Source organism: Nocardioides sp., from assembly GCF_047606145.1.
Lineage (GTDB): Bacteria > Actinomycetota > Actinomycetes > Propionibacteriales > Nocardioidaceae > Nocardioides.
In genome coordinates, this window is the sequence record NZ_JASGET010000140.1 from 1 (window position 1) to 11,249 (window position 11,249).

Below are 11,249 nucleotides of genomic sequence, written 5' to 3' on the forward strand. Positions count from 1 at the left end.
CGCGGCCGAGGCCGCCAGGGCGGGATCGCCCGGCCCGGCCGCGCGGACCGTCTCGAGGTCGGCGGCGAGGGCGTCGTACCGCGCCCGGACCTGGGCGAGCCCGGGCGGGACCTGCTGGGTGCGGTAGAGGCCGGAGGTCATGCGCTCTCCGCCAGCGTCACGAGCGCCGAGGTGCGGGGGAAGCCGGCGGCTGGGAGTCGATCGCCGTCGGTCCAGTGCCACTCCTCCCAGAAGGTCGCCGTGGGCCATGGGCGACCTCGCCGGGCGGTGTCGGGGTGGGCGTAGCGGATCGAGAGCCGGACGAAGTCGGCGGTGCAGGGACCGCCGGCGGCGTGCAGGGTGCGGGAGTCCAACAGCACGGCGTCGCCGACGCCGCCGGCCGGGTCGACGACCCGATAGGTCACCGGGTCGGCGTCGACGTCGGGCACCGGGTCGAGGCTGATGTTCTCCTCGGAGAGGGTCCTCTCCTGGGCGGAGAACTCGATGGGCGCGTAGACCTCACGCTCGTGCGAGCCCACCACACCGCGCAGTCCGAGGCCCGGGGGGACCGGGGTCAGGGGGATCCAGACGGTCAGGAAGGGCCGGTCCAGCGGGTGGTAGGGCTCGTCCTGGTGCCACGGGCTCTCTGTCGCGGAGCCCTCCTGGGACCAGAACCACTGGTCCTCGAGGACGACCGGATCGTCGGTGCCGAGGTAGGCACCCGCGACCTCGACGAGGGCCGGATCGGTCACCAGGCTGCGGATCTCGGGGATGTCGCGCCAGCGGAACAGGTCACTCTCCAGGCGGGGCGCACCCACGGGGGACAGGCAGCGATAGTGGCCGCTGGGCGCCAGACGGGACCGGCCGACGGCCTCGAGCAGGGTGGCGCACCGCTCCGGTGAGACGAGCCCCGGATAGGCGGCGATGCCGTCGGTGCACAGCGTGTCGACGATCTGGGTCTGCCGGTCATCCCACATGTGTCGGAGGCCTCTCTGTCGGAACGATGTTGATAAGGTCAACATTGCCGGGAGAGATGGCCACTCCGGTTCCGCGGGTGTAACGCTTCGATTACGAGCCTCGGCCCGGCTCAGCTCGGGCGGTTCTCCTGCACGAAGAGCAGCCGGGCGGTCTCGGCGCCGTAGCCGCGCACACCACGCCAGCGATGCGCGACGCCGCCCGGGTAGTAGAGGGTGTCGCCGGCACCGAGCTCGAAGACACCCTTGTCCTCGATCTCGACGATGATCGCGCCGGCGATCACGTGGATGAACTCCTCGCCGGCGTGGGTGTACCAGTCGCCCCACTCCACCGGCGCGCCCACGAAGAGCATCGGATAGAGGGCGTGGTTGCCGGCGACCAGGGTCCGCGCGGTGCCGCCGGGGTTGGCGACCGGGGCGCCGCCGCCGGAGCGGACCAGACTGACCTCGGCCGGAGGCTGACGTCCCTCGGCCTCGGCCATCAGCGCGGGCTGAGTGGTGTGCAGCGCCTGCGCGATGCGGTGGAGTGAGGCCATGCTGGGACTGGCGAGCCCTCGCTCGAGCTGGCTCAGGAACGGGTGGGACAGGTCGGCGGCCGCCGCCAGCTCGACCAGGGTGAGGCCGCGTGCCTTGCGCCGACGGCGAATGGTGGCGCCGAGACTCGTGCCGTCATGCGCCGTCCGGTCGGCGGCACCGGACGGCGGGTGGGGTCTGGTGGGCTCACTGGGCACGGGCAGAGGCTAACGCGTCGAGGGCCGCGCTCGTCGTGAGCACCAGGGCCGTGTCGGGCGCGACGGTGCCGTCCCAGGAGCCGGGTTCGCCGGAGGTGGACACGACGACCTCCCAGTCGCCCGGTACGCCGACGCCGGCGGGCTCGGCCAGGTCCATGCCCAGCACCACGAGCCAGCGCTCGCCGTCGGCCACCCGCTCCCATGCCACGGTGCCCGGTGCGCTCTCCCGCAGGACCATCTCGCCCCGACGCAGCGCCGGAGTACGGCGACGCAGCCGGATCAGCTCGCGGTAGAGGCTGAGCATCGAGCCGGGATCCTGGTGCTGGGTGCGCCGGTTGAGTCGGCCTGCCTCCGGCGCCATCACCTGCCAGGGTCGATCGACCCACCCGTGGCCCGGATCGGGCAGCCACGGCAACACCGCCCGGCAGCCGTCGCGCCCGGCCGCGTCCTCGACCGACTCCGCCGGCACCTGCGCGTCGGAGAGACCCAGCTCCTCGCCGGCGTACAGGACCGGGGTGCCGTGCAGCGTCAGCGTCGCGACCGCGACCACGCGCGCCCGTGCGGCGGACCCGTAGCGGGTGACCTGGCGGGGGTTGTCGTGGTTGCCGAAGGTCCAGGTCGGCCAACCGCCCGCCGCGGCGGTGTGTCGCTGGACCGCGGCGATGGCGGTCCGCCAGGCTCGCGCCGACCACGGCTGGAACATCGGGACGAAGTCGAACCCGAGATGTAGCCGTCCGGGGCCGAGGTAGCGGGCGGACGTGGCGGTCTCCATCAGGGAGACCTCGCCCAGCAGCAGCCGGTCCTCGCCGTACTCGGCGAGCACCGCGCGGAGTCCGGTCAGGACCGGGAACACGCCCTCGTGGTGATTGACCATCACGTGCGGCTCGCCCGCCAGGTCGGCCGGGGTGTCGGCGAGGTCGGGATCCTTGGCGAGCATGTGGACCACGTCGACCCGGAAGCCGTCCACCCCGCGGGCGAGCCAGAAGCGCAGCGTCTGATGCATCCGGGCCACCACCACGGGATTGCCCCAGTCGAGCTCGGGCTGGCGCGGTGTGAAGCAGCTGAGGAACCACTGCCCGCTCGGCTGGTGCCAGGTCCACGCCGGTCCGTCCCAGGCCGCCCGCCAGTGATTCGCGGGCGCGTCGCGCCAGACGTAGAGGTCGCGATCGGGCGAGTCCCGGCTCGCAGCCGAGGCGAGGAACCACGGGTGCCGGTCGGAGGTGTGGTTGGGCACCCAGTCCAGGATGACGCGCATGCCCCGCCGATGTGCCTCGGCGATCAGCGCGTCCAGCGCGTCCAGGCCGCCGTACTCGTCGGCGACGTCGCAGTAGTCGGCCACGTCGTAGCCGCCGTCGGCGCGAGGCGAGGGATGGATCGGGCACAGCCACAGCGCGTCCACGCCCAGATTGGCGAGGTCGTCGAGGTGCGCCCCGCACGCCGCCCAGATCCCCGATGCCGTCGCCGTCGCTGTCGGCGAAGGAGCGCACGTACACCTCATAGAGGACCGCCTCGCGCCACCAGGGACGGGCCGGGCCGCTCACGCGGTGACCACCAGCGCACACGCCGGGCCGTAGAGCACCCGGTCTGCGGCCCGGACGGCGAGCAGTGCCCACCAGCGACCCGGGGTGGCGTCGATCGGCGCCACCACGCCGACCCGCAGTCGGGCGGTCTCGCCGGGCGCGAGTACGCCGTGCTCGACCGCGACGGGCACCAACGACCACGCTCCGAACGGGGAGACGGCACCGACCTCGAACGGGATCGGCACCGTGCCGCCCCACCGGAGGCCGGCGGTGAGCGCACCGGTCTCACCCGGCGCCAGCATGAGCGCGCCGTCGTGCGGCTCCGTCAGGGCGAGCAGGTCGGCGGTGCGATGCCCACCCAGGTGGACCAGGTCCCAGGACGGCGCGAATGCCTCGTCGGGGTCCACCGGCCGGCCGGTGGCCACCAGGCTGGCCGGTTCGAGGAGGTCGACGCCTGCCAGGGAGAGCGGCACCCGGACGAAGCCACCCGCCGGGACCCGGAGCCGGTCGGGGGAGCCGGGCAGCCGCCCTCCCGGACCATCCACCCGTACGTCGACCTCGACCGGTCGCCGCAGGTCGCTGGAGACGACCAGGTCGACCTCCGGACCGCGTCGTACCAGATGGGTGGTCACCGGGAGCCCCCCGGCCGGGGGAGCGCCGGTGCTCTGCGTCCACCAGCGGCTGAAGTGCGGCCGGGGGAACGGCGCGACCGCAGGTCGTGGATCCGGTGGCGGAGCCGGCCGGCGGGCGGGGCGCAGCAGGGTCGTCGCCGCGCCGGCGGGTCCGACCCGCTGGCGCCACCCGCCGGGACCGCGGTCGAGCGGTCCTGACGGCTCGTCGAGAAAGGTCGCGTTCCAGGCCGCGCCGGTCGGCTCGGCCAGGTCGACGGAGAAGGAGCGGGCCGCCGGCTCGGGGGTGGACACCCTGACCACGACGTCTCCGTCGTCGCGTCGACGGACCGCCTCGACCGCGAGGTCCGCCGGCTCCAGCCGAGCGAGTCGCTGGTGTCGCGGACGGGTCGGCGCGACGAGCTGGGCCCGCAGCGGCCGGTTCGCGTGACGGGCCTGCCGATCAAGGCCGGCCCGGCGCCAGTCACCGGGACCGGCGACCACCTGATAGGAGACCTCGTGCGTCCAGCGCTGGACGCTGAAGGGACCGCCGTCGGGCAGCGTCCGGCGAGGCGGGTCCAACCACTGTCCGGATGGCCAGGCCGTGCAACTGCGGCGCAGGTTCAGCTGGATGGCTCCGGAGGCGTCGACCACGCCGCTGCGCACCTGCGGCGCGGCGAGGGCGAGGCTATAGGGCTCCAGGTCGGCCGTCCCGGTGAGCCCGCCGCCCAGGTCGTCGACCGGTGCCGCGGCGGCGACCGGTTCGCCGGCGTCCAGCGCAGCCAGCAGCTGCGTGACGCGACGGTCGAGCCCATCGACCCCGTCGGCGGCGAGCACCAGCAGTGGCAGGTCGGCCACGCCGAGCGCGGCGCCGGGCCGCCAGACCTGGGCCAGCGGACGGCTCGGCGGCAACCAGGTCAGCCCGTCCGCCGGGACGGCCAGCCCGCACTCGGCCGTGCGCGCCGCGACGACCGTGTGGGGCTCCGGCCCGGTCAGCGCCATCCGCAGGTCGACCAGGTTGCTGTCCAGCGCCAGGTCGCCGCACCGGTGGTCGGCGTCGACGGTGATCGTCGCGGTCACACCGTGGCGGAGGAGCCCGGCGGCGAGCCGGTCGGCCACGACATGCGTCGCCGGGGAGCGCTCCGGCACGACGATCTCCACCGCGCTGAAGGCCCGGGTCGCTCGCCGGCGATCGGATCGGACGGCGACTCGCGCCGTCGAGCTCGATCCCAGCCAGCCGTGGACGGTGCTGTCGAGGGTCCAGGGATGGATGGCCGCGTCGGTGTCGACGAATCCGTGGCCCCGGCCGAGCACCGTCTCTCCGATGCCCAGCACCGGCCGCGACCCGGACACCGGCAGCGGCCAGCGGACCCGCAGCAGCACGTCCTCGGCCGGCTGACCGTCGAGCAGGTGTGTCACCCGGGGGCCGGTGCCGTCCGCCGCGAGCAGGTAGGTCGTGCGGTGCCGCATCTGCTCGCCGGCGGTCTCGGGAAGGGTCCCCACCACGACCAGTCGCTCCCCGAGGTCGCACACCTGGCGGCGTACGACGTCGGCGGGGAGGTCGGCGGAGGACCACCTGCGCCCGGTGGGCAGCAGGTGCCAGGGGCCCTCGCCGAAGCCCGGGTGGGTCGGATGCTCCTCGTCGAGCACGAGGTCGCCGGCGACCTCACCGACGGCGACCAGCTCTCGGTCCGCGGCGAGGTCGACCAGCGACTCCACGGTGCCGCCGCGTGCCGGGTCGACGCGGAGGGTGAACCGATCGTTGCCGATCTCACGTCCGGGCCTCTCCCGCCAGGTGGGGAGGTCGGGCGCCGCCACCACTCGCAGCACCGTGTAGCCGAGGCCAGGCACCGCGGGCACCGCGATCGTCACGGTCGCGGCGGTGGGGCCGTCTGTGCCCATCCGTGCATGCTCGACCACGCAGGGCAGCTCGACGCCGTCCGGGTCCAGGCAGCGCAGGCCGCGCCACTCGGGCGGTGGCTCGACCGAGACGGTCACCAGGCCGCCGCGATCGGCCGCGTCGGCGTTGGCGACCACGACATGGAGGTCGCCGGTGGGGGCCGCGGGACCGGCTGACCGGTCGGCGGCGAGGTCGACCAGGGCGCCGCTCAGCGCGGCGGCGGCCCGGTCGTGAGCCTCTCGCCACGCGGCGACGAGGTCGAGGTAGACCTGGTCCGAGCAGGTGCCGGTGACAGCGTCGTGGTGGGCCAGCCAGACCAGCAGCCGCCAGGCGCGGTCGACATCCGCGCGGTGCCGGGCCGCGGTCGCCGTTCCGGCCAGCGCGCACCAGGTCTCGGCATCGCAGGCCAGCCGCTCGACGTAGGACTGCGCGGCCTTGGCGTCGGCATAGGTGACGTCCTTGCCGGTGTAGATCGGATTGAGGTCGCGGGTCAGGGTCCGCAGCGGCGTGGCGCCCGACGTGGCGCTGACCTGCGCGGCCTGCTCGGCGATCTGACCGAACGCACGGGCCGGTGTGGAACAGACCAGCCGCGGCCAGACGTACGACGCGTCCCAGTGCCGGGGCAGCTCGCTCACCCAGCGCACCGGTGGCGCGAGATCGGTGCCGACCGGCACGATCACGGTGCGGGTGGCGGCATGCGGGCGCAGCAGCCGCAGCCAGGACAGCACCAGGTCCCCGGCCTCCTCGACGGTGTCGGCCTCGTCGAGCCGATGTCCGGCGGTGTAGTGGCCCGGCAGGCTGTGCAGCAACAGTCGGTGGCCGCCCGGTGCCGTCCACCAGGTCTCGCTGCGGTGCTGGCGTGGTGCGGCGCGCATCTCGTCGAACGGGCCGTCTCGCAGCAGCCCCCATTGATGGAACGGTCCGCGCGCCAGCATCACGGTGCTCATCGAGGCCTCGGCGGCCAGCGCCGGGTACTGCGGGTGGTGCCCGAAGACGTCGAGGTTCCAGGCGGTCCTCACCGCAGCGCCGAGCACGGCACGCTGGTAGGCCAGCCCGTAGCCGAAGCTCCGGCGCAGCGTCTCGAGGGCCGGCAGCCCGCTGTCGGGCTCGTTCCAGGTGCCGCCCACCACCTCGACCCGCCCCTCGCCGATGAGCCGGTCGAGGAGCGCGCGTTGTTCGGGACGGCGGTCCCGGAACGGCTTGAGATAGTCGACCTCGGCGACCACGAAGCAGTAGTCGGGGTCGACCTCCGCCTGGCGGAGGTGGTCGGCGAGGACCTCCATCGCCGACTTCTGGAAGGTCAGCTGCGGCGCCCCCGACCACTGCCGCTCCGCCCACTCGCTGACCGAGGCCGCCTGCGTGTTCCACCACACCGGGTCGAAGTGGAAGTGGGGCACCAGGTGGACGGTCCAGCCCGGCTCGGCCACCTCGATCCGCACGGCTCGCCGGATCGGCACCGCGTCGCCGATCCGCAGCTCGACCCGGGCGTCCACGGTCTCGCCGGGCTCGCCGGCGGTGCGCACGGGCACCTCGACGATGACGCGGCCGATGCCGGGCGGCACGTCCGCCGTACCCTCGGCGCCACCGACGATCACCACCGAGACCGCGTGGGACGACGGCTCACGCCGTAGGAGCGTCACGCGGACGACCTGTCGCGGATGGTCCGCAGGACCGGCGAACAGCTCCGTGGGCTCGACCGCGACCAGGTCGACGGCGCTCACCACGTGGACTGCTCGGGGGCCACCACTCGGAGGATCCGTCGCTCGATCACTTCGACGAGCCAGTACGCCGCCACCGCGACCGCCGTCACGACCACGACCGTCGACCACAGCGCGTCGTAGCGGCTGGTGGCCGCGGTGACCGCGAGCAGGTTGCCGACTCCCGTGCCGGTCGCCAGCCACTCGGCGACGGTCGCCGCCAGCAGCGCGCTCGGCGCGGCGATCCGGGCCGAGGACAAGAAGGCCGGCATCATCGCCGGGATGCGCGCCAGCAGCAGGGTGCGCCATGGCGGTGCGGCGAAGGTCTCGAACAGGTCGGTGACCTGGCCGGGGGTCTGTCGCAGACCGTACATGCAGGCCACCAGGGTCGGGAAGAACGTCATCATGGCGACCACGACAGTGGTGCCGACCACGCCTCGGCCGAGCGCCTGTACCAGCAGCGGAGCGATCGAGATGATGGGCACGCAGCGCAGCGCGACCGCCACCGGGGTCATGGTGCGTCGTACCGACGGTGCCAGCTCGAACAGCGAGGCCATCCCGACGCCGAGCACGAGGCCGGCGAAGTAGCCGGGGACCGCCACCAGAGCGGTCGACCGAAGCGCGGTGGCGATCTCGCTCCGATTCGCAGCGGCCTCCGGATCGGTGACCAGCCAGGCCCAGACGTCGGCCGGGCGCTTGGCGAAGTAGGGGTTGAGGTCGAGCAGATGCAGCAGCGCCAGCCAGGTCAGGAGCACGAGGGCGAGCGTGACCACGCCCTCGGTGAGCCCGGTCAGCCAGCGCTGCCACGCGGCGCGTCGGCGCGCCGTCGGCGGGGTGGCCATCAGCACCGTCGGCTGGTCCGGCGTCAGCAGGCGGCCGCCCCAGCCCACCACGGCGTAGACCAGCACCGACACGGCCGCGCTGAGGGTCGCCAGCGCCCACAGTCCGTTGGTGTCGAGGCTGCGCAGCGCCAGGATCGAGAGCACCCCGACGCCCCGTTCGGCGCCGGTGAACTCGCCGACCAGCGCGCCGAGGAAGGCCGCCGGCACCGACACCTGCAGACCGGCCGAGAGGTAGGGGGCACAGGCCCGGAGGCGGACCACCAGCAGGGTGGTGATCCGACCCCGGCCGTAGCTGTGGACCAGGTCGGTCCAGGTCGAGGGCACGGCCCGCAGGCCGACCAGCAGAGGCACCAGCGTCATGTAGAAGACCGCCAGGGCCGACAGCGTGATCTGCGGGCCGTCGTTGAGCCCGAAGATGAGCCGGAGCAGCGGGCCGATCGCCACCAGCGGCAGACAGTAGGCCACCAGCGCCACCCGGAGCACCAGCCGCTCCGAGCGGGGGATGGCCGCGACCAGGACGGCCAGACCGATCGCGACCGCGTTGCCGTAGAGATAGCCCCACAGCGCCGTGCGTCCGGTGAAGCCGAGCGCCCGGAGGTAGAGCTCGTGCTTGTCGGCGATGTCGGCGACGATGCCGAGTGGGGAGCCCATCAGGTGCGTGCCGGCCAACACGACCGTCGCCACGAACTGCCACAGTGCGATCAGGACCGCCCAGCCGGTCACCGTGCGCAGCACCGGGTCCAGCCGACGCCGCCGCGCCGCCCGGACCGGTCCGGAGGTGGGCGGGCGTACGGCGGTCGTCTCGTCGGTCATACTCGTCTCCGTCGAGCTCATGCCGCCGCCTCCGTCGAGGAGAAGCAAGGGTAGGGATGCGGCGGCCTGAGGCCGATGGTCGCTCGCTGACGCTCGCTGACTGCCGCCGCCCCCGTCCAGGAGAAGCAAGGGTAGGGATGCGGCGGCCTGAGGCCGATGGTCGCTCGCTGACGCTCGCTGACTGCCGCCGCCCCCGTCCAGGAGAAGCAAGGGTAGGGATGCGACGGCCTGAGGCCGATGGTCGCTCGCTGACGCTGGCTCATGCGCGCTGCTCACTGCGCTGCAGGTCGGTGTCCACCCCGAGCAGCGTGCCGATCTCGTCGACCAGGCTGTGGAACCGGTCGCTGTGCAGGTGAGCCGCCCGGCGCGGCCGGGAGAGGTCGACGTCGACGGCGGCGACCACCCGGCCGGGACGAGGGGACATCACCACGACCCGGTCCGCGAGCAGCACCGCCTCGGGGATCGAATGGGTGACCAGCAGGCTGGTCACCCCGCGATCGGCCCAGGTCACGGGTAGCTCGAGGTTGAGGCGACGGCGAGTGAGCTCGTCGACCGCGCCGAACGGCTCGTCCAGGAGCATCAGCCGGGGCGAGGTCGCCAGGCATCGCGCGATCGCCGTACGCTGCCGCATGCCGCCGGAGAGCTGGGCGGGCCGAGCCTTCTCGAAGCCCTTGAGTCCCACCAGCTCCAGCAGCTCGTTCACTCGGGCGCGGTCCGGCTTCTGTCGGGCCAGCTGCCGGGCCAGAGCGACGTTCGAAGCGGCCGATCGCCAGGGCAGCAGCGAGGCGTCCTGGAAGGCGACCGAGATCTCGCCGCGTCGTCGCATCTCGCGCGGATCGTCGCCGTCGACGGTGAGCAGGCTGCCCGGATCGGCCTGCTCCAGGCCTGCGATGATCCGCAGCAGCGTGGACTTGCCGCAGCCGGACGGCCCGACCAGGGCGGTCAGCGTGCCGGACTCCAGTCGGAGGTTGATGTCGTCGAGCGCCTTGACGCTGCCCGACCGGCCGGCGAAGGTCTTGCTGACGCCGTTGCAGACGACGTCCGGCGCCGCGAGAGCAGATGGCATGGGGAGTCCTCGATTCGGAGATGGCTGCCCGACGACGGCCGCACAATTGTTGGTAACATCAACATAGCTACCGTGCGCTGCGCTGGTGTTACACGAGGATTCCGGCAGGTAAAACCGGGTGCGTCCCCGCTCCGGCGTCGACTTCTTCTACCCCGCCGCCTGGCCGCCGGCGAAGGGGAAGTCGATGCCCGGTCGGTAGACCGGGGGTTGCTGGTAGGCGTTGACGCCGGGATCTCCGCGCAGGTGGAACGCGCTGGCGAAGGGCTGCTGGTCGCCGGTGATGCGGGTGCTCGTCGGGATGTAGCGGATGGTCAGCCCACAGCGCCGTCGCGGGGAGAGGTTCGCGCGGCTGCTGTGGACGATGTGCGGATGGTGCACCTCGACGTCGCCCGGCGCCAGCACCAGGTCGACGGCCTGGCTCTCGTCGACCTCGGCCGCGATCTCCGAACCGAGCACGTTGTCGACGTCGGCGCGGGCGCGCAGTCGCTCGACCGGGTGACGGTGGCTGCCGGGGATGACCCGCACGCAGCCGTTCTCGGTGTCGGAGGAGTCGATGGCCAGCCAGAGCGTCACGACCTCCATCGGCTCCAGGTTCCAGTACGCGGCGTCCTGGTGCCAGAGCACGGGCATCCCGCGCAATGGCGGCTTGCTGATGTAGTGCGAGGCGTAGAGGGCGACGTCCGGTCCGATGAAGCGCGCCGCGATGTCGACGAGCCTGTCGTCGGAGACCAGTCGCACCCAGAACGGGTCCGAGGCCACCAGCGTGTGGCCGAGCTCCTCGCCGGACAGGTCGGGATGGCGCCGCCGCAGCCACTCGACGTGGTCGCTCGCCATGGCCACCAGGGCCGGGTCGATGACGGAGCGGAAGATGACGTATCCGTCTCGCGCATAGTCGTCGAGGGGGATCGATGCGGTCGTGCTCGTCACGGCGGTCTCCTGGTCTCAGGGGCTCGGGAGCGGGGTCACTCCCTACGGTCGTCGGCTGCGAGGCCGGTGCTCCGGGGTCGTCGTGGTCTCGGTGTGCTTGGGCCGAGACCACGACGACGTGGCAGCGGTGGCGCCATCCCGATCCCCTGAGACCAGGAGACCGCCGTGACGAGCACGACCGCATCGATCCCC

The 11,249-nt window shown here is 73.1% G+C and carries 7 protein-coding genes; all 7 read right to left on the reverse strand.

The window, feature by feature from the left end:
- Window positions 1–137 precede the first annotated feature (137 nt).
- The 7 genes from QM638_RS19220 to QM638_RS19250 all read right to left on the reverse strand — a co-directional run bounded on the left by QM638_RS19220 (window position 138) and on the right by QM638_RS19250 (window position 11,057).
- Window positions 138–956, reverse strand: a complete 819-nt coding sequence (locus QM638_RS19220; RefSeq protein ID WP_415144617.1) for a phytanoyl-CoA dioxygenase family protein — start codon at window positions 954–956, stop codon at window positions 138–140.
- A gap of 110 nt (window positions 957–1,066) precedes the next feature.
- Window positions 1,067–1,684, reverse strand: a complete 618-nt coding sequence (locus tag QM638_RS19225) for a helix-turn-helix domain-containing protein (protein WP_415144619.1) — start codon at window positions 1,682–1,684, stop codon at window positions 1,067–1,069.
- Window positions 1,674–3,182, reverse strand: coding sequence for an alpha-amylase family glycosyl hydrolase (locus tag QM638_RS19230; RefSeq protein WP_415144621.1), 1,509 nt, complete (start codon window positions 3,180–3,182; stop codon window positions 1,674–1,676). Before QM638_RS19230 ends, QM638_RS19225 begins: the two co-directional genes overlap by 11 nt.
- Window positions 3,183–3,221: 39 nt before the next feature.
- A complete protein-coding gene (locus tag QM638_RS19235; RefSeq protein WP_415144623.1) occupies window positions 3,222–7,433 on the reverse strand; it encodes a hypothetical protein in 4,212 nt (1,403 codons plus the stop codon).
- Window positions 7,430–9,064 (reverse strand): ABC transporter permease, encoded by a 1,635-nt coding sequence (locus tag QM638_RS19240; RefSeq protein WP_415144625.1) that lies wholly within the window; start codon window positions 9,062–9,064, stop codon window positions 7,430–7,432. The genes QM638_RS19235 and QM638_RS19240 overlap by 4 nt, the downstream gene beginning before the upstream one ends.
- Window positions 9,065–9,323: 259 nt before the next feature.
- Complete coding sequence (locus QM638_RS19245; protein WP_415144627.1) at window positions 9,324–10,130, reverse strand: ABC transporter ATP-binding protein; 807 nt, start codon at window positions 10,128–10,130, stop codon at window positions 9,324–9,326.
- Window positions 10,131–10,277: 147 nt separating this feature from the next.
- On the reverse strand, window positions 10,278–11,057 hold the full coding sequence (locus tag QM638_RS19250; RefSeq protein ID WP_415144629.1) for a phytanoyl-CoA dioxygenase family protein: 780 nt from the start codon (window positions 11,055–11,057) through the stop codon (window positions 10,278–10,280).
- Window positions 11,058–11,249 lie beyond the last annotated feature (192 nt).